Here is a 22125-nt window from a genome sequence, read left to right as displayed (position 1 = left end):
GCACTTCTTCCGGCGGTCGCCGAACACACGACCTGGAGGTTTCCGTGACCGACACCACCAGCGAACAGACCGAGCGCAAGCTGCTCGACGAGCTGTACGCGGATTTCGAGGACGCGGGTCTGATCCCGCTGTGGACGCAGGTGGACGGCCTGATGCCGATGTCGCCGCAGCCTGCCGCGGTGCCGCACCTGTGGCGATGGGCGGAGCTGCTGCCCATCGCGCAGCGCTCCGGCGAACTCGTGCCGGTGGGCCGTGGCGGCGAGCGCCGCGCCATGGCCCTCTCCAACCCCGGCCTTCCTGGCCTTCCTTACGTCACCCCGACCTTGTGGACCGCGATCCAGTACCTGGGGCCGCGCGAGGTCGCTCCCTCGCACCGGCACAGCCAGGGGGCCTTCCGGTTCGTGGTCGAAGGCGAGGGCGTATGGACCAACGTCGACGGGGACGCGGTGGCGATGCGGCGGGGTGACCTGCTGCTCACCCCGAGCTGGGCCTTCCACGAGCACCAGAACGTCACCGATGAGCCGATGGCCTGGCTCGACGGCCTCGACATCCCGCTCGTCTCCAAGCTGGACGCCGGCTTCTTCGAGTTCGGCCCCGACGAGCTCTCCACCCGCGAAACCCCCGAGCGCTCGCGCGGCCAGCGACTGTGGGGCCACCCTGGGCTGCGCCCGATCAGCCGGCCCGACCAGCCCAACTCCCCGCTGAACGCGTACCGCTGGGAGCACACCGATGCCGCCCTGACCGCCCAGCTGGAACTGGAGGACGAGGGCGTCCCCGGCGTGCTCGAGCCCGGACACGCCGGAGTCCGCTTCTCGAACCCCACCACCGGCAGGGACGCCCTGGTCACGATGCGCACCGAGATGCGCCGACTGCGGGCCGGCACCCGGACCACCCCAGTGCGCACGGTCGGCTCCGCGGTCTGGCAGGTGTTCGAGGGCGAAGCGGTCGCGCAGGTCGGCGACAAGGTCTTCGAGATCGCCAAGGGCGACCTGTTCGTCGTCCCCTCCTGGTGCGAGGTCTCGCTGTCCGCCCGCACCCAGGTCGACCTCTTCCGCTTCAGCGACGAGCCCGTCTACGAGGCACTCGGCCTCGCCCGCACCTCCCGAGGAGAACACAAGTGAAGCTCGCCACCATCCGGGTCAACGGCACCACGCGCGCCGTCCGCATCGATGACGACAAGGCGGTGGACCTGGGCGAGAGCGACCTGGCGGTCTTCCTGCGCCACAGTGACTGGGCGACGCGCGCCGCGGACGCCGACGGTGAGACGTACGAAGGCCCGCTGGACTACGCCCCAGTGGTCGTCGCCCCGGAGAAGGTCGTGTGCGTCGGTCTCAACTACCGCACCCACATTCTGGAGATGGGCCGCGAACTCCCCTCGCACCCGACGCTGTTCTCCAAGTTCGCGCGAGTGCTGGTCGGCGCGTACGACGACCTGATCCTGCCCGCCGCGTCCACGCAGATGGACTGGGAGGCCGAACTCGGCGTCGTCATCGGTGCCGAGGTCCGACACGCCGACACGGAGCAGGCGCGGGCCGCTATCGCCGGGTACACCGTGCTCAACGATCTCACCGCCCGCGACTGGCAGTACCGCACCACCCAGTGGGACCAGGGCAAGAACTTCGAGGCCACCACGCCCATCGGACCGTGGCTGGTGACCGCCGACGACCCCGCGGTCTCCGCACAGGGCCTGAGCCTGACGTGCGAGGTCGACGGCGACACGGTTCAGAAGGCCGACACCGGTGACCTCGTCTTCGACCCGGCCGCGCTGGTCGCGTACCTTTCCGAGGTCGTCACCCTCGTACCCGGCGACGTGATCGCCACTGGCACTCCGGGCGGGGTCGGCCACGCCCGCAAGCCCGCCCGCTATCTGCAGGATGGAACACTCCTCGTCACCCGGATCGAGGGGATCGGCGAGACTCGCAACACCTGCCGTCGGGAGTCACGGTGAGCGCAGGCCCGGCCGTGGTGCTGGAGCAGGCGGCCAAGGGCACGGCGGCCTTCGAGGCCGCCGTACACCGGCTGACCGATCCGGGATTCACCAGGTCCTCGTACCTGCCGGGCTGGAGCCGCGCCCACGTCGTCGCGCACGTCGCCCGCAACGCCCACGCACTCGTCAACCTGCTGATCTGGGCGCGTACCGGTGTCGAGACTCCCATGTACGCAAGTGGCGACCAGCGTGGGCGTGAGATAGAGGAGGGCGCCCGGCGGCCGGCCGAGGATTTGCGTGCCGATCTGCTCGCGGCCGACGGCCGTCTCGCCAAGGAGCTCGCCGCGCTGCCCGACGAGTGCTGGGCGGCGACCGTCCGCACCGCGCGAGGCCGTGAGGTGCCCGTGTCTCTGGTGCCCTGGATGCGGGTGCGCGAGGTATGGGTCCACGCCGTCGATCTGAACATCGACACCAGCTTCGACGACGTGCCGCACGACGTGTGCGTGGCCCTCGTCGACGACGTGGCGGCGTCTTTCCAGGATCGACCGGATTGTCCCTCCGTCCGGCTGCGGTCCGAGGACGGCGCCCACACCTGGCTTCTGGGCGACTCGGGCGGCGCCGAGCCGGTCGTGGTCAGTGGTGATCTGGGCGGCCTGGCCGCCTATGTGACCGGGCGCCCCGTGCCCGGTCCCCTGTACCCGACCGGCGGGGGATCCCTGCCGAAGCTGCCCGCGTGGCTGTGAGCACGAAGGAAAGACGATGAAAGTTGCCTGCATCGGCGCAGGTCCCGGAGGACTGTTCTTCGCCACACTGCTCAAGCGGAGCCGGCCCGACGCCGAGGTCGTGGTCTTCGAACGCAACCGTCCCGACGACACGTTCGGCTTCGGAGTGGTCTTCTCGGACGCCACTCTCGACGCCATCGACGCCGCCGACCCCGTCCTCAGCGAGGCGCTGGAGAAGCACGGCCGGCACTGGGACGACATCGAGGTCCGTGTGCACGGCGCCCGGGAGCGCGTGGGCGGTATGGGCATGGCGGCCGTGGTCCGCAAGACGCTGCTGAGCCTGCTGCAGGAACGGGCCCGCGCCGAGGGTGTGCAGATGCGCTTCCAGCACGAGGTCCACGACCCCTCCGAGCTGGGCGACTTCGACCTGGTAGTGGTGTGCGACGGCGCCAACAGCCGCTTCCGCACCCTGTTCGCCGACGACCTCGGACCGACCGCCGAGGTGGCGAGCGCGAAGTTCATCTGGTTCGGCACCACCTACGCGTTCGACGGGCTCACTTTCGTCCACCAGGACGGTCCCCACGGTGTCTTCGCCGCCCACGCCTATCCGATCAGTGACTCGCTGAGCACCTTCATCGTCGAGACCGACGCGGACTCCTGGACCAGGGCCGGTCTCGACGCCTTCGATCCGTCGACCCCGCCGGGCCTGAGCGACGAGAAGACCAAGGCATACCTGGAGGGCCTGTTCCGCGAGCAGATCGACGGGCACCCGCTGGTAGGCAACAACTCCCGCTGGGCCAACTTCGCCACTCGCAAGGCCCGTTCGTGGCGACGTGGCAATTGGGTGCTGCTGGGCGACGCCGCGCACACCGCGCACTTCTCCGTCGGGTCCGGCACCAAGATGGCCATGGAAGACGCGGTCGCGCTGGCCGAGGCACTGGGGGAGGCGTCCCACAGCGTGCCGGAGGCACTGGAGAGCTACGAAGAGCGCCGCCGCCCCAAGGTCGAGAAGATCCAGAACTCGGCGCGGCCCAGCCTGTCCTGGTGGGAGCACTTCGGCCGCTACGTCCGTACGCTCGACGATCCGACACAGTTCGCCTTTCACTTCCTCTCCCGCAGCATCCCGCGCGGAAAAATCGCGGTGCGCGACGCGGCGTACGTGGACCGCGTCGACGGATGGTGGCGGGGCCGTCACGATGCGGATCCCCTGCGGACGCCTTTCCGGGGTGGGCCGTACCGACTGCCGTCGCGGAGTGTGACGGCCGACGACGACGTCCTGACCGGGACCGACGGCACCGGCATCCCGATGGCCCCTTTCAGCGGTCGGTCGTCGGGAGTGGGCGTGTGGATCGACGCCCCGGACACCGAGGAGGGCCTGCCGCTCGCCCTTGAGCAGGTGCGCGAGACGGCGGAGGCGGGCGCCCTGCTCGTCGGCGTACGCGGCGGTACGGCGCTGACCCGCGTGCTGGTCGCGGAGGAGGCCCGGCTCACACACAGCCTGCCCGCCGCGATCGTCGGCGCGTACGACGACGACACCGCGGCCACGCTCGTCCTCTCCGGCCGGGCCGACCTCGTCGGAGGCACCAAGTGACCGCCCTGGAAGCGCTGTTCGCCCCCCGAGCCATTGCCGTGCTCGGCGCATCGGCCACGCCCGGAAAGCTCGGCGCGGCGATGGCCGACTCCCTGGCCTCCTTCCCGGGGCCGGTGATGAAGGTCAACTCCGGCCGCCCGGACCTGGATCAGGGCTTCTTCCCCACCGTCGGCGAGGCCGCCGCGAGCTACGGCAGCACGCCCGACCTGGTCGTCTCCTGCATCCCCGCCGCCGTGACCGCCGACGCCATGCGCGAGGCGGCAGCGGTCGGCGCCCGTGCCGCGCTCGTGTGCGCCGGCGGGTTCGCGGAAGCCGGGGGTGACGGTGTGCTGCACCAGCAGGCGTTGACCGAGGTGGTGCGGGACACCGGCATCCGGGTCCTCGGACCGAACACCTCGGGCTTCCTCGTCCCCCACCTGCGGCTCACGGCCAGTTTCGTCCCGGGCGCGCCCGACCTGGAACCGGGTCCGGTGGCGGTCGTGGCCGCGAGCGGCGGCGTGAACCACGCGCTGGCGTTCGCCCTGGCCGAGGCCGGCGTCGGCCTGCGCCTCGGGGTCGGCCTCGGCAACAGCCTGGACGTCACCCAGGGCGACGTCCTGCGCCACCTCGCCGAGGACAACGGCCTGCGGGCCGTCGCCCTGCACGTGGAGACCGCCGCGGAAGGCCGCCGCCTCACCGACGCGGTACGGCGTCTGACCGATCGAGTCCCCGTGGTGGCCCTGGTCGTGGGCCGCAGCGACATCGGAGACTTCGCCCGCTCCCACACCGGCGCCCTCGCCACCTCCTGGCGCGTGACCAGGACGGCCCTGCGCCAGGCCGGAGCAGTCCTCGTCGACGACGAACGCGACCTCGTCGACGCCGTCACCGCGCTCAGCCGCGTACGACTCCCCGCGCGTCCCCGTGCGGGCGTCGGCCTGGTCACCGCCCAGGCCGGACCTGGTCTGCTGCTCACCGACGACCTGCGCTCCCACGGAGTGCAGGTTCCCCCGCTGGTCGAACGCACGGTGAAGGAGCTGCGTGAACTGCTCCCCGCCCTCACCTACCAGAACAATCCCGTCGACACAGGCCGACCCTCACCCACGATCACCCAGATCGTGGAACGGGTCTCGGAGGACCCCGGTATCGATGTCACCGCCGTCTACGGGCTGCTGGAACCCACCACCGTGGACCTCCCGGCCGCGCTGACCGCCGTCCGTACGGCCACCCCGCTCGTCGCCGTCGTCGGCGGACCCGTGGAGCAGGCGCGGCGGACCCGCCGTGAACTGGGCGAAGCCGGCATTCCCTGCGCGGCCACGCCGGCCTCCGGATCGGCGATGGTGCGCGCGCTCGTCGAGGACGCGGCCGCGCGCACTCGACTGGAGGCCGTCCTCACCGCCTCCGACGCCCCCACGCTGCCCCCGACGGGGCCGGTCGACGAGCACACGGCCAAGGGCGTCCTCGCGGACTTGGGAATCCGTACGCCCGTACGGCGTGTGTGCGCCGACCCCGCCGCGGCGCACGCGGCTCTCGACGAGCTCGGCGGCTCGGTCGTGGTGAAGATCCTCGACGCGGACATCCTGCACAAGACGGAGGTGGGCGGGGTCCAGGTCGGCATCCGCACGCACGAGGAGCTCGACGAAGCCCTCGCCCGTATGCCCGCGAGCCATGCGCTGCTGGTGGAACAGATGGCCCCTGCGGGTCCCGAACTCATCGTCGGCGTACGCCGGGACCCGGTCTTCGGCCCCGTGCTGGCCCTGGGCGCCGGAGGAACGGCTGCCGAAATCCTCGGCGACGTCTCCCTGCGCCTCGCGCCCCTGTCCGCGAACGAGGCCCACACGATGCTCGACGAGCTCGCCACCCGCCAGCTGTTCCTCGGCGCGCGCGGCGCCACCCCCGTCGACCGAGCGCGACTCACCCACGTGCTGCTCGCCCTGGCCTCCCTCGCCGCCGCCGACGCCGTGGCCGAGTGCGAGATCAACCCTTTGCGCGTCCTGCCCGACGGCGACGTCGTCGCGCTCGACGCCGTACTGCTGCTGCGTGACCCCCGGGATCAAGGAGGATCCGATGACGCGTGAGGGATTCGTACCCTGGCCCAAGGAGACGGCCGACCGCTACCGCGAGGCCGGGTACTGGCGTGGCAGGCCGCTCGGCTCGTACCTTCACGAATGGGCGGAGACCTACGGCGACACTGTGGCCGTGGTGGACGGCGACACGCGTCTGACCTACCGTCAACTCGTCAACAGGGCCGACGGATTGGCATGCCGCCTGCTGGACAGTGGTCTCAGGTCCGGGGACGCGATGCTCGTCCAGCTGCCCAACGGCTGGGAGTTCGTCACACTCACCCTCGCCTGTCTGCGGGCTGGAATCGCTCCCGTGATGGCGATGCCCGCGCATCGCGGTCACGAACTGCGCTACCTGGCCGCCCACGCCGAGGTGACATCGATCGCCGTACCGGACCGACTCGGCGACTTCGACCACCAGGCCCTGGGGCTGGAGGTGGCCGAAGATACCCCGAGCGTACGGCTGTTGCTCGTCGCGGGTGGCACGGCTGGTACCGACGCCACGGACCTGCGCGCCCTGGCCGAACCGGCCGACGACCCGGCCGGCGCACGGGCCCGGCTCGACGACATCGCCCCGGACAGCGGCGACATCGCCGTCTTCCTGCTCTCCGGAGGTACGACCGGACTGCCGAAGCTCATCACCCGCACCCATGACGACTACGAGTACAACGCGCGGCGCAGCGCCGAGGTCTGCGGCCTCGACGCCGACTCCGTCTACCTGGTGGCCCTGCCCGCCGGACACAACTTCCCCCTGGCCTGCCCCGGCATCCTGGGCACCCTCATGAACGGTGGCCGGGTCGTCCTGGCCCGCACCCCGGAACCCGGCAAGGTGCTGCCGCTGATGGCCGCCGAGGGAGTGACGGCCACCGCCGCTGTACCGGCGGTCGTCCAGCGCTGGATCGACGCGGTGGCCTCCGGCCGCCACCCCGCCCCGCCCGCACTACGGCTGTTGCAGGTGGGGGGCGCCCGCCTCGCGCCGGAGGTCGCCCGCCGCGTCGAACCCGTGCTCGGTGGCACGCTCCAGCAGGTGTTCGGCATGGCAGAGGGACTGTTGAACTACACGCGCCCCGACGACCCCGACGACATCAAGGTCGAGACACAGGGGCGCCCTATGTGCCCGGACGACGAGATCCTCGTCGTCGATGCCTCCGACGAGCCGGTCGGGCCCGGCGAGATGGGCGCGCTGCTCACCCGTGGCCCGTACACTCCACGCGGCTACTACCGGGCCGCCGAGCACAACGCCCGAGCATTCACCCCCGAGGGGTGGTACCGCACCGGTGACGTCGTCCGGCTGCACCCGTCGGGCAATCTCGTCGTCGAAGGACGGGACAAGGACCTCATCAACCGGGGCGGCGAGAAGATTTCCGCCGAGGAGGTCGAGAACCTGATCTACCGCCTGCCCGGTGTCGCCCGCGTCGCGGCCGTCGCGAAGGCCGACCCCGATCTGGGGGAGCGGGTGTGCGCGGTCGTGGTCGTCGAGCCGGGGACCCGCTTGAGCCTCGAATCGGTCCGTGCCGCCCTCACCGCCATGCAGGTGGCGCGCTACAAACTCCCTGAAGGCCTGTTGGTCGTGGAGGAGTTGCCGCTGACGAAGGTCGGCAAGATCGACAAGAAGCGTCTGCGGGAGGTCGTCCGTGACAAGGCGGACTCCGTCGAGGCGGTGTGACGGTGCCGGCCCTTCCGGCGGTACCTGGGAAACAGCTCCAGGTACCGCCGTCGCCGTGGCCCCGTGTCCCGACCCGTCGGACCAGCAGCGGGATGTACGCCGTCCCGGTGGCCGGCGGCATGCGTGCGGGTGGCTAACGGCGGTCCGGAATCGGGTGGCGGGCGTCATTCCCCGTCGCAGACGCCCTCTACGGCGAACTTCTGGTAGAGGTGCGGGTAGGCCACAGTGCCGGCAGGGTAGCTCGCCAGATGTGAGGCGAACTCCGGCGTGCCGAGCGCCGTACGGAGGTGCTCGGTGGACTTCCAGACCGCGACGTTGGTGAAGAGTCGGCTGCCGGCTATGCCGCGGTACAGCTGTACCGAGAGGAGGCTCCCCGACCTCTGCATGTACTCCGCGTCGTCCTTCCAGGCGGCCACCACCTCGTCCTCCTTGCCCTCCGGGGCGACAAAGGTGTTGATGATGGTGACCGGGCCGGCTTCCTCCTTCTGCTGGTCGTGGAAGTTGGTGGACTCGTCGAGCTGGCCGAACTTGAGCATGGTTCCTCCGCGTACGCGTGTGTGGTGAGTTGTGATCAAGGAGCGGTCCGGGCGAGGGGCCGAGCCCCTGTGGTATCGCCCGTGGTGTGCGTTCAGGCGTGGTGCTTGTCGAGGAAGTCGGTCATGAGCTGCAGCCACTCCTCGGTCCGCTCCAGCATCGGCAGGTGGCCGGTGGCGATTTCCGCGAGTTGGGCGCCGGGGATGGTCTCGGCGAGCCGGCGGTGCAGGGCGCTGGAGACGAGCCGGTCGTCGGTGGTCGAGATGACCAGGGTGGGGACCGTGATGCCGGCGAGGTCGTCCCGGACGTCGACCCGGCCGACGAGGTCGGTCTGGTCGGCGCTGCCGTCGACCGTACCGGCGGCGACGTAGCCGAGGGTCTGCCGCAGCTGCTCGGCCGGCATCGACTCCAGTGCCTGGGTGCCGAGGGCCACCATGAGCTGGAACTCGGCGAGCAGCTCGCGGTCGCCGGACGCGGCGATCTTGCTCTGGATCGAGGAGGCGAGAGCGAGCCGGTTGTCGCGGTGCGGGAAGGCGGCGGTCAGGACGAGTGCGGTGACGCGCTCGGGGTGGCGGGCGGCGGCGCGGATGGCGACCGGGCCGCCGAGGGAGTAGCCGGACACGGCGAAGCGGTCGAGGCCCTCGGCGTCGGCGGCGGCGACGAGCTGGTCGGCGAGGTCGTCGACGGACAGCGGGGTGGTGGAGCGGGGGGTCTCGCCGCTGCCGGGGTAGTCGATACCGACCACGGTGTGGCGGGTGGCAAGGGCTTCCAGGACGGGGCCGTAGGTGCCGGCCAGGCTGCTGCCGGCGCCGTGGGCGAGGAGCAGGCCGGGGCCGGAGCCGAGGCGAGTGCGGGCGAAGGTGGGCGCGGTGAGGTTGCGGGGTGACATGGGCGTCTGCCTTTCGAATCGTCGACACGCGAGAATCATCCAGTGCGTGTGATTACTTCCTCAGGTCTATCACACAGTGCGTATGATTGCCGCCTGTGACGTCAATCACACACGCCGTATGATGTGCAGGTATGGTGGTGGCATGAAGCAGCCCCTCCATCGCCGTCAGCCGACTCCGGGCAACCCGCGCGTGCAGCGCACCCGCAATCGCGTGCTGGCGGTCGCGCGGGAACTGCTGCCTCAGGTCGGACCTGCCGGGCTGACCTACGCCCTGCTGGCCGAGCGGTCGGACGTCACCCGCCAGACCCTCTACCGGCACTGGCCCACCAGGGCCGCGCTGCTCTTCGACCTCGTCCTCGAAGGCCCCGATCTCGGCAACTACCCGGAACCGGGCAGCGACGTGCGTGAGGTGGCCACCGCCTGGCTGAAGAGCCTGCGCGCCGGCGTCAGCGTGCCGGCCGTGCGATCCGCGGCCCTGGCCGTCACCGCCCAGGCCGACCACGACCCCGACAGTGCGCGGGCGCTCGTCCGCATCGGCGAAGACCGCTACGTCGGCTTCAACAAGCTGCTGCAGCCTTCGGGCGTCCAGATCAGCGAGGACGAGTTCACCCTCCTGTACGGTCCCGTCCTCGCCCGCCTCTTCCTCGACCGCGGCCAGGTCACCGACGCCTTCATCGACGCCGTCGTCGCCCAATGGCTCACCATGCTGCAGCCTGCCGACGCACAGCTGGACTCGGAGTAGTCGTCACCGACAGCTCATCACGGAGGCCAACGGGAACAGCCGCGTCCAGGTAAGACCGGCCCGTGGGCCGAGGCCGATCGGCCGCCGGGCCGAAGCGCGCAGCCGCCACTCGGCAGCATCGTGGGCCCTATGAATCTCGCGACTTCGGTGCTCGGCGACACGGCACCGGCACCGGCTCCGGCAGCCCGACGGGAAACCGCACGACGGATCACCGCGCTCGACGCCCTGCGCGGCTTCGCGCTCTGCGGCATCCTCCTGGTGAACATCAACCAGATCACGCCCATGAGGCAGGTAGGCGAAACCTTCCACTGGTACCCCATCGCAAGGTTCCTGGACCTGTTCGTCCAGGAGCGCTTCTTCCCGATCTTCTCCTTCCTCTTCGGGCTCAGCTTCGCGGTCTTCCTGGACAGCGCCGCCCAGCGGTCGGACCACCCCCGGCTGCTCCTGGTGCGCCGGCTGATCGCTCTGGGCCTGCTCGGCGCAGCCCACCAACTCCTCCAGCCGGGGGAGGCGCTGGCTCCGTACGCGATCATCGGACTCGTCGTCCTGCTGCCTGCCACCTGGCTGCCGACCTGGCTGGTGCTGAGCGGCGGCCTGCTGGGTACGGTCGCTTCAGTCACGCTGGTCAGCGGCGGCCTTGTCAGCATCCCGGGTCTGTTCCTGCTCGGTCTGGCGGTCGGCCGCCTAGGCATCGCCCATACCCTGGACCGCCGCGCCGGCCAACTGGCCGCCGTCCTCGCCGTGGCGGCCCCGGCGGCAGCCGCCGCGGTGTGGTGGCAGCAGACCTATCCGCAGATCGAGCCGCTCGCCACCCGCATCGCCGCCGGCGCCGGACTGCTCGGTGCCCTCGCCTACGCCACCGCCCTGCTGCTCCTGCTGCGCACGCCGCTCGGCCGCCCCTTGTCGGCGGTGCTGGAACCACTCGGCCGGATGGCACTGACCAACTACCTCACCGCCACAGTCGCCGTCACCGCCGCCAGCCCACTGCTCGGCCTCAGAGAATCCGCGCGCTGGGGCACCGCCATGCTGCTGACCGCGGGAATCCTCACGGCGCAGGCCGTCTTCAGCCGCTGGTGGCTGCGCCGCTTCCGCTACGGCCCCCTTGAGTGGTGCCTGCGCTGCGTCACCTGGTGGACCGTCGTGCCCGTCACCCGCCCCCGAGCGGCAGCCGCCTGAGGCGGTGCCCACGTAGGGGGCAGTGTCCACACCCCCCAACAACCCGCGCCACCCCGCCACGAATGTTTTGGGAGCCGTGGAAGTGAGGCAACATCTCGCCTGGCTGCGAGGAGCCAGACGAGAACATGATGATCGGACTCCTGGGATGTCTGCGCTCGGTGCGGATCAAGCCTTGCATCGGAAGAGTGCACTGTGGGGGTAAGGAAGCGTCCCCTCCCTATCCGTCGCCGGGTAAGCGACTCTCCGCTTCGGGGAGTGGTGAAAGGGCGCAACCGCGGGACTTGTTCGCGCAGTTCGGGCGGCAGCGCCAAGCCGCTCCCGCGCGGCCACGGGCGCGGCCGCACCGGACCGGATACCCGCCCCGAGATCGAACGCCCCAGCCGTGTCCGCAAGTCCGAGTGCGGCGTGTAGCGCAGTCGGGCGTGCCTTGTCCACATAGGCCGGTTCAGTGGTCGCGAGCCACACCGAGGCCACAGTCGGCCGCCCGGCGAGCGCTGCCCGGCTGCGATCGCCAACGTGGTGCTGTCCTCGTCCGGACCGGCCACGACCGCTGCCCGAAGTGGGGGCCAGTCCGGCGGTTGCCTTCATGGAAGCTTCATGTGCTGAGTGGTACGTGCTTGATGAGGCGGCTGTTGTCTGGCGGTCATGCACGTATTCCTCGTCCCCGCCGATGGACAGCATTGATCACCCTGCTGCGCGGCACCTGACGACGGTTGACACCGCGCTGTCCGGGTCCGTCGTGATCGGCGCGTTCCTTCGTCCGGAGTCGGCCAGTCACGTGGACTCCGACCTGCCTACGGCGACTGGCCCGGCCGAGGAACGAGTTGGCCGCTTGCGCTCCCCGATCGGCCTCCACTGCGCACGCACGCCCGAGGAGATAGCGGCCCCCTGACGGGGGGCCATCGCCGTCCTGCGCGGATCCTGCCCGGCCTGGCGACGGCGCCGTGACGCACGCACACACAGACACACACGAACTGACTCGCACACAGAATGAAGAGGAGAACCGGACATGAACCTGCGACGGAACATCTCGCGTCGAAGGATGATCGAAGGAGCATCGGCCGCGGCACTTGTCACGGCTGCCGCGGCCACCATGCCTGCTGCCATGGCCAGTCCGGAGGCGGCACCGTCCGGCCAGGGTCTGCCGAAGGGCAACTGGCGGATCGATACCCACGCGCACTACTCGCCCGACGTGTACAACGACTACCTCAAGCGCTATGGCCTTCTCGGCGCCATCACCGGGGCGTACGGTCCCTGGTCGGTGGATCGGCACCTGGCCTTTATGGACGAGTACCGGATCCAGGCCAGCGTCCTGTCGTTCGGTGACCTCCAGGTCACCGTCGGCCCGGTCGACGACCGGCGCGCCACCGCCCGCGCGGTCAACGACTACGCCCGCGACCTCGTGCAGACCCGTGGTGACCGGTTCGGGATCTTCGCGGTCACCCCGATGCCCGACATCGAGGGCTCGGTGGCCGAGGTGGACCGCGCGCTCGGCGAACTGGATCTCGACGGTATCTGCCTGCTCACCAACTACAAGGGCACCTACCTGGGGGACCCTTCGTTCGCGCCTCTGTACGAGATCCTCAACGACCGCGGTGCCTACGTCTACGTCCACCCGACGGGTCCGGAGAACAACCCGGCCCCCAAGCTGTGCTTCGGCCCCGACATCCCGGCCGGGAACAACGTCTTCGAGTACAACTTCGACTCGACCCGTGCGATGACGAGCCTGATCTACAACGGTGTCCTGCGGGACTACCCGAACATCCGCTGGCACTTCACCCACAGCGGCGGGACACTGCCGTTCCTGGCCTTCCGGCTCGCGACCCGCCACTCGGCCTTCCCACCGTTCAACGAGGTGCTGCCCGAAGGCCCCCTCGACTACATGAAGCGGATGTACTTCGACAACGCGCAGGCGTTCACCGCCGCGCAGTTGCAGCCGCTGTCGTCACTGGTGCCCGACAGCCACATCATGTTCGGCAGTGACTGGCCGGCGACCCGCCATCTCTACGCGGCCGACAACGTCGAGACGATGCCCTTCCTCAAGGGCAGCCTGCCGAATCTCAAGGCAGGCGACCCCGAACCGACCGTCGACGCGATCTACACCCGGCGCCAGCGGATCGCTCTCGAGCGGAACAACGCCCTCGAGCAGTTCCCGAAGCTGAAGGCGCGTATACGCCGCGCCGGCTCTCGCTGACCCGCGACCGTACGCCGGCCCGGCCTGCCGCCCGCTGCCCCGCCAAGGGGCGCGGGCGCGGGCGGGGTCTGGCTCTGGGGAAAGGCCATCGGCGGAGATCGACGTCGCCTGGCCGGGCGAACGCGACACGGAGGACGGGGAAGCAGGTGCGTGACCTGCCCGGCGGCGGAGGCGGTGCCGGGACGAACGCGGTGCATCCCGTCCCACTTCGCCCTCTGTTGGAGCCTGGCGGCTGCCTCGCGCCGACGAGGGACACCACTGGCGGCCACGACCACTTCATGGTGGAGAGCATCCTGGGCTGCACCCGGCTTTCAGCCCGACTCACGGACGCGACTTCCCGGTTGGCCCGGCGGGGCCTGTGGCGTGTGTCCCGCCGGGCCCGCGGCCACCACGAGGGCGGTCCAACTGCCGACCAAGAGGACTTGGACTTCAATACCCACTGCGCCGTCATCTGCATACCAGGCACCGCGGAGCCGCTCGCAACGGCTGCCGCTTCCGCCCGGTGCCGTGGGCGCCCTTGCTGACCCCTCATCGAGTTGCTCGGCGCCCCGGCGGCGCGGCGCTCGCTGGGTCGGGCCAGCAAAGCGTCGCCGGTCAGGACAGACACCGTACGCTGGCTGCATTCGAGGCCCTCTGCCTCCATGCCGCCGACGTCCCGCGGCCATGACTGCCTTCCCCCTCCCTCTTCTCAACTCGGCGATGGAAAGCGAGCACGATGAGTACGCAGCGCGTTCTGGTCGTCGATGACGAGCCCAAGATCCGCATGACTGTGCGCGGCTACCTGGAGGCGGACGGGTTCCACGTCGTCGAAGCCGCGGACGGACCGTCCGCCCTGCAGGCGCTCACCCGGGACCGACCGGACCTCGTGGTACTCGACGTGATGCTTCCGGGCCTGGACGGTTTCCAGGTCCTGCGCCGCATCCGGGAGGCGAGCCAGATCCCGGTCATCATGCTCACCGCCCGCGACGAGGAGGTCGACCGGCTGATCGGCTTCACCACCGGTAGCGACGACTACGTCACCAAGCCGTTCAGCCCTCGCGAACTGGCACTACGGGTGCGGGCCATCCTGCGGCGCACCGACAGCCGGTCCGAGGCGGATCACGAGGACGGCGTGCTGTCCTTCGACGGGCTGACTGTCGATCGCGCGACGCGGACCGTGCAGGTCGATGCCGACCGGACGGTGGAGCTGTCCGCCCTCGACTTCGATCTGTTGTTCGCGATGGCCCGTGTCCCCGGGCGGGTCTTCACCCGGCGCGGCCTGCTGGCCCAGGTGTGGGGCGAGGACTTCTTCGGCGACGAGCGCGTCGTGGACGTACACATCCGTACTCTGCGGCGCGCGCTGGGCGACGAGGCGAGTGCACCTCGGTTCGTAGGCACCGTCCGCACCATCGGCTACCGGTTCGTCGGGCGCCCCGCCTAGCCGGCGGTCCGGAAGGACACCCATCGATGCCGTTCTCAGGCTTGCCGGCCTCCCGCCGATTTCGTGCCCGGCTGCGCCGAATCCTGCAGCGGATGTCGCTGCGTGACCGGCTGGTGCTCTCGCACGTGATGGTCCTCCTCCTGGCTCTGGCGGCCATGGCGGCAGTCAGCGCGGTGATCGAGGTGTGGCTCGGTTTTGACGACATCGAAGGCGATGTGGTCCTGCGGATCGGCCTCTTGTTCGGAGGGGCCGCGGCCTTTCCGGCGTCCCTCGCCCTGTCCCGGTTTCTGCTGCGTCCTCTCGACAGGGTGCGCGCCGCCACGCGTCGGCTCGCCGAGGGACACTACGACGACGTCCTCGAACTCCCCAGCGAGCCGGGCTTGGCAGCGCTGGTCCAAGACGTCAACACGCTGGCGGCAGCCCTCGCTGACACCCAACGCCGCCGTGCCCGGCTCATCTCCGAGGTCGCTCACGAGATGCGCACCCCCATCACCATCCTCCGCGGTCAGATCGAGGGTGTGGCCGACGGCATCTTCGTCCCCGACGAGGCGATGTTCGCTTCCCTCGCCGACGACCTTCACCGGCTGCAGCGCTTGGCGGGCGACCTCTCCAGCCTGTCCCGGTCGGAGGAGGCGGCCTTCGATCTTCACCGCAAGCCTACCGACGTGGCCACGTTGGCCCGGGCCACAGCCGAGCGTCTGCGCCCCCAGTACGACGACCAGACGGTAGCCCTGACCGTGGACGCAGGCACCCAAGTCGGCGCGTTCTGCGACCCGGACCGGATCACTCAGATCCTGGTGAACGTGCTGGGCAACGCACTGGCCGCATGCGATCCGAACGGGCATGTGGTGCTGTCCGTGCACACCGAACCTGCTCCCGTACGCCACGTGATTGTCCGCGTCACGGACGACGGCATCGGCATCGCCCCACCCGACCTCGAACGCGTATTCCACCGCTTCGAACGCCTCGAGCGTCGTGGTCGACCTGCTGCTGCCGGTGGCAGCGGCATCGGCCTGACCATCGCCCGAGGTATCGCCCGGGCCCACGGCGGCGACATCACCGCGGAATCCGCCGGCCTGGGCAAGGGCGCGACGTTCACCTTGCGCCTACCGCAGGAACACGTCCCCGGGGTCGCCATTCCTCCGGTCTCCCGCTGACACCATCGCCCCAGCCCGGAGCGGCGGTGATGAGCAGGTCGCGGTTGCGAAGTCGCCGACCCGTGTGCTCAGTGTGCGTCGCGGCTCCGGCGACCGTGCGGCTGCCGCGGCGCGCGACACAGCCGACGTCTTGCGGGAATCCTGACCGGCGACGCCCGGATCGCATCGGCGATCGGGGCCATGACCACCAGCGTCGCCGGCCCGTCCCGAACTCCCTCTACTCAGGCGTTCGGCGTTCCGGCAGAAGAGGCGACGCGGTGGGTGTCGACACTCTCGAGTGAATCCTGCACGTCAGGGCGCTTGATCGCGAGATAGACGACCACGATCACGAACAGCAGGAGCCCCCCGAAGGTGACCGCGCCTGACCCGAGGCCAATACCACCACCCCCTTCACCGTCATCGTGGACAGGCTTGAGGAGCCAGTCGGCCACCGAGGCGCCCAGCGGCCGGGTGAGGACGTATGCCGCCCAGAAAGCCGTGACGGGATGGAGGGCCCCGCGGCGGTGGAGGATCCACGGAACAACGATGGCGACGCCGAACAACGCCATGGAGCCCACAAAGCCGAGTCCCAGGGTGCTGGCTGTCAGGTCACCCGCCGCGGTGCCCAGGGCGAAGCTGCACATGACGGTCAGCCAGTAGAAGGTCTCGCGGCGCCGCGTGTTGATGCTGTGAACCGAGAGTGTCCCTTCCGACCGGTACCAGAGTGCGAGTACGGCAGCGGTGGCAGCGGCGTATCCGCCGGCCACGAGCGGCAGGGGTACGCCGACGACGAAGGCCACGATGTCGGCTTCGGCCGTGCCGAAGACGGCGACGCCGAGGACCGCGGTCCAATACGGGATTGCCTGGTACCGGGACGTCCGGAACTGCCACAAGAAAGCCCCGACGACGGCGACGGCGGTGACGATCAGCGTGATCCAGTGTCCGCCCAGAAACATGAAGTCCGAGGCAGACTCCCCCAGACCGGTCGTGAGCAGCTTGACGACCCAGAAGAACGCTGTCAGGGCGGGAACCTTGGCGTAGGGGAATCCGTTGCGTCGTGCCTGGCTTATATCGGTCATGAGGGCTCTCCGGGGAGAGCGGAGGCGGAACCCCCGGGAACCGACTGTCGTACCTTGATCATCTGCTCATCCTTCGAACCGGGCCACCGCCGTTCGGTGCCCTGCAAGGACGCTAGGTGCGACAGTCGAGCAGATCGTGGTACCGCGGGAGGAACCCCGCACCATCAGGTGGTACCGCGGTACAACCCCGTGGCCTTGTTCCCGTCGGCGCCGCGCCAGGACCGGCCGACCGAGGGGGGCATTGTCTGCACGTGTGAACCGGCCACCGGGCTCTGCTGCCGGTTTCGGATCGTCCCCACAGCCCTCGAGGATCAGGCCAGTCCCAGAAGTGCTTCGGCGTTGCCGGCCAGGATGCCCTGGGTGTCCGCTGCGTCGAGACCGGCCCGTTCGATGTAGGCGACCGTGTCGAGGTAGTGCTCGCCACCCTGGTACGGGAAGTCGCTGCCGAGGACGAGTCGGTCCGCGCCGACCGCCTGGACTGCGGCATGCAGTGCCGCCTGGGAACTGTGGGCGACGGTGTCGTACCACATCAGGCGCGCCGCCTGGCTTGGCGGAAGGGGGGTCTCAGGTGCCTCGAAGTGGGCGAGGTTGTCCCACCGCTCCAGCAGCATGGGCAACGCGCCGCCGAAGTGGGAGTTGAGGATGCGTACACGGGGGTAGCGCGTCACGAACCCACGGGTGATGAGCTGGGCCGCTACGACGGTGTCCTCCACGGGCGCGCCGACCATCCAGGTGAGGTGGTGGTCGGTGATCTGCGGGGAGGCGACGCCGTCGCCGGCGGGGTGGAGGTACATCACGGTGCCGCGGCGGTCGAGTTCCTGCCACACCGGTGCGAAGGCTGGGTCGGTCAGCGCCCGGCCCGCGGCCGAGGTGGTCAGGGCCACGCCCACCACCCCCGGCGCGTCGAGGACACGGTCGAGTTCGGCCAAGGCCACGTCGACGTGCGGCAGAGGAAGCACGACGAAGGCCAGGAAGCGGTCGGGGTGGCGGTCCACCAGGTCGACGTACCGGTCGTTGATCATGCGTGCGGCTGCGGCGGCCCGCGCTGGATCCGGCAGCGCGCCCGTCAGCGGTGAAGCCGAGATCACCTGTCGGTCCACACCGGCCCGTTCCATCAGGGAGAAGCGGACCTCGAGTTCCTTGTCGGTGTCGTCGGCCCCGAGCCCGCGCTGGCCGCGGGTGGTCGTGACGCCCGAGTCGGCCAGGAAGTCCAGGTAGTCGGTGGGGTAGACGTGAGCGTGCGTGTCGATGCGCATGAAGGGGTTCCTCAATCAACGAGGGAAGGGGAAGCAGGGGAGTGGGAGGAGGCAGCGGCTTCCAGCGGTGCAGGAAACCGCTGGGCGACTTGGATAGGCCGGACTACTTGTCGACCAGGGACATGTGGTGCTCGTTGTAGCGGTCTCCCTGTACTCCGACGCGGCCGGCGAGTCCGTTGAGGTCGGCGAGTTCGTCGGCGGAGAGGGGCAGTTGGGTGGCGCCGATGTTCTCCTCGATGCGTGCGGTGCGCCGGGTTCCGGGGATCGGAACGATCGACGGATGCCGTGCGAGCAGCCAGGCGAGCGCGACCTGTCCCGGTGTGGCGTCCTTGGCCTGCGCGAGCAGCGTGACATGGTCGACGAGCGCTTGGTTCGCTGCCCGGTTCTCGGCTGTGAACCGCGGGATGTTCGTGCGGACGTCGTCGGCGGCGAAGGGCGTCGTGGCGTTCACCGTCCCGGTCAGGAACCCCTTGCCGAGTGGGCTGAAAGGTACGAATCCGATGCCGAGCTCCGAGCAGGTCGGCAGAACCTCGTGTTCGGGGTCCCGGGTCCACAGCGAGTACTCGCTCTGCACTGCCGTCACCGGGTGGACCGCGTGGGCCCGGCGGATGGTCTGCGCACTGGCCTCGGAAAGCCCGAAGCAGCGCACCTTGCCTTCCTGTACGAGCTCTCCCACGGCTCCGGCGACCTCTTCGATCGGCACGTCCGGATCGACGCGGTGCTGGTAGAAAAGGTCGAGCGTTTCGACCCTGAGCCGTTTGAGGGAGGCCGTAGCGACGGCCCGGATCTGCTCGGGCCGGCTGTTCAGCCCGACGGAGGCACCGTCCTCGATGCGGAAGCCGAACTTGGTGGCGATGACGACTCGGTCACGCAACGGAGCGAGGGCCTCTCCGACGAGTTCCTCGTTGACGTAGGGGCCGTACACCTCCGCGGTGTCGAAGAACGTGACTCCGCGGTCCACGGCGCCACGCAGTACGGCGATCATGTCGGTGCGATCGCCGGGATTGGGTCCGTAGCTCTGGGACATTCCCATGACGCCGAGACCGATGGCGGATACCTGCAGGTCGCGTCCGAGCGTTCGGGTGTGCATTCTTCCTCCTCGTTACTGCCAACTCGTTGCTGTCAACGGCGTGCTGCGGTTCACCGCGTTGTCCTCGGAAACAGGCGCCTGGCGTTCGCCGTCGTGAGCGATCGCCATGTCGTGTCCTGCGCCGGTGGTTCGGCCGCGTCGATCGCCGCGATGTGGGCGTCGGCGAGCGGCGCTGGCGTCCAGCAGTAGTCGCTGCCGAAGAGCACGCGGTCAGGGTCGACGAGCTTCAGCAGTGCGGGGACCTGGCGTGGGAAGGCTGTGCCCGCCATGTCGTAGTACAGACTGCGGAGTTGCTGCACCGCGTCGGGGCTGGGCGGCGTCCGCGCGGGCAGGAACAGGCTCATGAACTCGTTGATGCGGTCGGCCAGGACAGGGATCGCGCCACCGCAGTGCGGGACGATCACCCGCATGTTCGGGTGACGTGTCAGGACGCCCGCCATCACCAGGTCCGTGATCGTGCGGGCCGTGTCGAAGATGTACTCGACCATCGGACGCGGTCTGCCGAGCGCCGACTGTTCCCAGCAGACGGGGGAGGTGGGGTGCAGGAAGACCACCGCCCGCCGCCGGTCGAGCTCCGCGAAGACCGGGTCGAGGCGCTGGTCGCCCAGGTACACCCCGTGGGTGTGCGTCATCAACGCCACGCCGTCGGCGCCGAGTTCGTCGAAGGCGAAGGCGATCTCCTCCAAGGCGCCGTCGACGTCCGGCAGCGGAAGGGACGCGAAGTTGCCGAAGCGGCCCGGGTGGTCCCGGGTCAGTTCAGCGGTGTACTCGTTGACGCGCCGGGCAAGGAGGCGGGCCGCCTTGTCGTCGCCGAAGTGCACGCCGGGGGAGGACATGGAGAGCATCGCGGTCTCGATGCCGTTGCGGTCCATCAGATCGAGATGGGCTTGCACGGACCATGACGGCCAGCCGGCCATGCCGTCGGGGTGGGCGTGGCCGGCCGCCGTCGCCTGCTGGACGTAGAAGTCGGGAAGCATGTGGGCGTGGACATCGATGAGGCTGGAGGACATGGCAGCGGGATTCCTTCTCGTGGGCTCGCGTTGTCAGGGCACATACCGCAAGAGGCCTACTCCACCTGCTCGCCTCCGGCCAGCCGGACCTCTTCGTTGTCCAGGGCCGCCTGGAGTCGGCGGAGCACGGTGTCGTCGATCTGCGACTCGTCCCTCAGGCGGACGACGGTCGCCCGCTTTGTGGCGATGAGGGCGAGGCGGAGCTCGGTGTAGTGGCGGTTGTGGAGCAGGGCCGGATCGTCGTCGGTGCCTGCGCCCCTTGCCCGTACGGTCGCCAGGTTGGCCTCGTACTCCTGGCGCAGCCACTCCACGACCTTCGGAGTGGTCCCCTGTTCGGCGGCGAGCTGAGGCAGCGCCTTGATGGCTTCCTCGGTCGCCGTGGTCTCGGCGAGGATCTGTTCCTCGTCGACGGAGGTGTCGTGGGGCAGCCGGGCCCAGCGCACCACGCCCGGTAGCAGCAGTCCCTGCACGACGAGGGTCACCACGATGACGCCGCAGGTGACGAAGACGATGAACGCGCGGCCGGGGAACGGCTCGCCCGAGTCGAGGGTCTCCGGTACGGAGAGCGCCACGGCCAGTGACACGGCGCCCCGGAAGCCTGCCAGCCCGCTGACCACTCGTGCCCGGTCGCTGATTCTCCGCAGGCGTTGCTCGGGGCGCCGGTCGATCGCGCGGATCAGGTAGGCGGAGGAGAACAGGAACGCGAAGCGGACCGCGACCAGGACCGCGCTGATCGCTCCGATCGCGATGAGGGCGTCTCTGAGGTCGGACCGGCTCAAGTGGCGCAGCGCGTACTGCAGTTCCACTCCGACCAGGACGAACAGGGCGCCGTTGATGATGAAGGTGGCCAGCGGCCAGAAGGCCAGTGCCTGGCGGCGGTGATCGGCGCGGATGAGGCTGGGCGCCACCTGGGCCATGATCAGGCCGCTCACGACGACGGCGAGGACGCCGGAGGCGTGGATCTGTTCGGCCAGCAGATACGCCGTGAACGGCGCCAGGATCATGACGAGATTGCCGAGCAGGGGATCGTCCAGCCGGCGTCGCAGGTTCATGTTGACCCAGGCGACCGCGACGCCGACCGCGGCCCCGCCGCCGTAGGCCAGCAGGAACAGCGCGCCGACGTGCGGCAGTGTCAGGTGTTCCTCGCCGACGGTGATACCGACAGCCAGGCCGTAGATGACCAGTGCGGTGCCGTCGTTGACGAGGCTTTCCGCACGTAGCACGGTGATCTGACGGCGCGGCAGGGAGCCCGCCAGGGCACTCACCGCGGTGGCGTCGGTGGGCGCCACGGCCGCGCCGAGGGCCCACGCCGGTCCCCACGGCAGCCCGAGCGCGTGCCCGGCGACCGCCACAGCCCCTGCGGTGAGGATCACCAGGACAGTGCTCAGCAGGACGATGCCGCGCAGGTTCGTCCGGATCTCCCGCATCGAAGTGGTCAGGCTCTCCCAGTAGAGCAGTACGGGAAGGAAAAGCAACAACACGACGTCGGGCGGGAGTTGGGTCTGACGGACGGCCGGGACGAGGCCGATGAGCGCGCCCACGACGAGAAGCACGACGGGCGGCGCGACGTGGAAGCGCTGCCCCAGGACGTTGCCCACCAGCACGGCCGCACCCAGGACGACGACGAGTTCGAGACCGAGCATGGTGCTTACTC

The 22125-nt window shown here is 69.8% G+C and carries 18 protein-coding genes; 11 read left to right on the top strand and 7 right to left on the bottom strand.

The annotated features are described in order from the left end of the window. The first annotated feature begins 44 nt into the window (after window positions 1–44). The 6 genes from M2266_RS04915 to M2266_RS04890 are packed head-to-tail and all read left to right on the top strand — an operon-like array spanning window position 45 to window position 7945. Window positions 45–1121 carry a cupin domain-containing protein gene (locus tag M2266_RS04915; RefSeq protein ID WP_277437010.1) on the top strand — a complete coding sequence of 359 codons (1077 nt, stop codon included), beginning with the start codon at window positions 45–47 and terminating at the stop codon, window positions 1119–1121. Next, a complete protein-coding gene (locus M2266_RS04910) occupies window positions 1118–1948 on the top strand; it encodes a fumarylacetoacetate hydrolase family protein (protein ID WP_277437009.1) in 831 nt (276 codons plus the stop codon). The genes M2266_RS04915 and M2266_RS04910 overlap by 4 nt, the downstream gene beginning before the upstream one ends. Further along, entirely contained in the window at window positions 1945–2670 is a 726-nt protein-coding gene (locus tag M2266_RS04905) for a maleylpyruvate isomerase family mycothiol-dependent enzyme (protein ID WP_277437008.1), read from the top strand. Before M2266_RS04910 ends, M2266_RS04905 begins: the two co-directional genes overlap by 4 nt. 16 nt (window positions 2671–2686) lie before the next feature. Further along, window positions 2687–4240 (top strand): FAD-dependent monooxygenase, encoded by a 1554-nt coding sequence (locus tag M2266_RS04900; RefSeq protein WP_277437007.1) that lies wholly within the window; start codon window positions 2687–2689, stop codon window positions 4238–4240. Beyond that, window positions 4237–6294 (top strand): acetate--CoA ligase family protein, encoded by a 2058-nt coding sequence (locus M2266_RS04895; RefSeq protein WP_277437006.1) that lies wholly within the window; start codon window positions 4237–4239, stop codon window positions 6292–6294. The genes M2266_RS04900 and M2266_RS04895 overlap by 4 nt, the downstream gene beginning before the upstream one ends. Next, entirely contained in the window at window positions 6284–7945 is a 1662-nt protein-coding gene (locus tag M2266_RS04890) for a (2,3-dihydroxybenzoyl)adenylate synthase (RefSeq protein WP_277437005.1), read from the top strand. The genes M2266_RS04895 and M2266_RS04890 overlap by 11 nt, the downstream gene beginning before the upstream one ends. A 164-nt stretch (window positions 7946–8109) precedes the next feature. Here M2266_RS04890 and M2266_RS04885 read toward each other — a convergent pair whose 3' ends face one another. Beyond that, entirely contained in the window at window positions 8110–8481 is a 372-nt protein-coding gene (locus M2266_RS04885; protein WP_277437004.1) for an antibiotic biosynthesis monooxygenase family protein, read from the bottom strand. Window positions 8482–8573: 92 nt separating this feature from the next. Further along, window positions 8574–9368 (bottom strand): alpha/beta fold hydrolase, encoded by a 795-nt coding sequence (locus M2266_RS04880; protein WP_277437003.1) that lies wholly within the window; start codon window positions 9366–9368, stop codon window positions 8574–8576. A gap of 142 nt (window positions 9369–9510) precedes the next feature. On the opposite strand from M2266_RS04880, the gene M2266_RS04875 reads away from it, so the two are divergent. The 5 genes from M2266_RS04875 to M2266_RS04855 all read left to right on the top strand — a co-directional run bounded on the left by M2266_RS04875 (window position 9511) and on the right by M2266_RS04855 (window position 16057). Beyond that, complete coding sequence (locus M2266_RS04875) at window positions 9511–10110, top strand: TetR/AcrR family transcriptional regulator (RefSeq protein WP_277437002.1); 600 nt, start codon at window positions 9511–9513, stop codon at window positions 10108–10110. 129 nt (window positions 10111–10239) lie between these two features. After that, the gene (locus tag M2266_RS04870; RefSeq protein WP_277437001.1) at window positions 10240–11286 is read left to right on the top strand and encodes a DUF418 domain-containing protein; all 1047 of its coding nucleotides are present in this window, start codon (window positions 10240–10242) and stop codon (window positions 11284–11286) included. A gap of 1009 nt (window positions 11287–12295) precedes the next feature. Beyond that, window positions 12296–13480, top strand: a complete 1185-nt coding sequence (locus M2266_RS04865; protein WP_277437000.1) for an amidohydrolase family protein — start codon at window positions 12296–12298, stop codon at window positions 13478–13480. Window positions 13481–14195: 715 nt separating this feature from the next. Next, a complete protein-coding gene (locus M2266_RS04860; protein ID WP_277436999.1) occupies window positions 14196–14900 on the top strand; it encodes a response regulator transcription factor in 705 nt (234 codons plus the stop codon). A gap of 26 nt (window positions 14901–14926) precedes the next feature. Continuing rightward, on the top strand, window positions 14927–16057 hold the full coding sequence (locus M2266_RS04855; RefSeq protein WP_277436998.1) for an ATP-binding protein: 1131 nt from the start codon (window positions 14927–14929) through the stop codon (window positions 16055–16057). Between the two features lie 221 nt (window positions 16058–16278). Here the strand turns inward: M2266_RS04855 and M2266_RS04850 are convergent, their stop codons facing one another. From M2266_RS04850 to M2266_RS04830, 5 genes are all read right to left on the bottom strand, one after another. Continuing rightward, window positions 16279–17115 (bottom strand): hypothetical protein, encoded by an 837-nt coding sequence (locus tag M2266_RS04850; protein ID WP_277436997.1) that lies wholly within the window; start codon window positions 17113–17115, stop codon window positions 16279–16281. Between the two features lie 311 nt (window positions 17116–17426). Then, window positions 17427–18371, bottom strand: a complete 945-nt coding sequence (locus M2266_RS04845; protein ID WP_277436996.1) for an amidohydrolase family protein — start codon at window positions 18369–18371, stop codon at window positions 17427–17429. 103 nt (window positions 18372–18474) lie between these two features. After that, the gene (locus M2266_RS04840) at window positions 18475–19461 is read right to left on the bottom strand and encodes an aldo/keto reductase (protein WP_277436995.1); all 987 of its coding nucleotides are present in this window, start codon (window positions 19459–19461) and stop codon (window positions 18475–18477) included. 50 nt (window positions 19462–19511) lie between these two features. Further along, entirely contained in the window at window positions 19512–20471 is a 960-nt protein-coding gene (locus M2266_RS04835; protein WP_277436994.1) for an amidohydrolase family protein, read from the bottom strand. 56 nt (window positions 20472–20527) lie between these two features. Next, window positions 20528–22114, bottom strand: coding sequence for a Na+/H+ antiporter (locus M2266_RS04830; protein WP_277436993.1), 1587 nt, complete (start codon window positions 22112–22114; stop codon window positions 20528–20530). Window positions 22115–22125: the final 11 nt, after the last annotated feature.

Source organism: Streptomyces sp. SPB162 (assembly GCF_029504575.1).
Classification (GTDB): Bacteria; Actinomycetota; Actinomycetes; order Streptomycetales; family Streptomycetaceae; genus Actinacidiphila.
The sequence above is the reverse complement of the archived record's forward strand: the minus strand, read 5'-3'. Positions and strand labels throughout refer to the sequence as shown.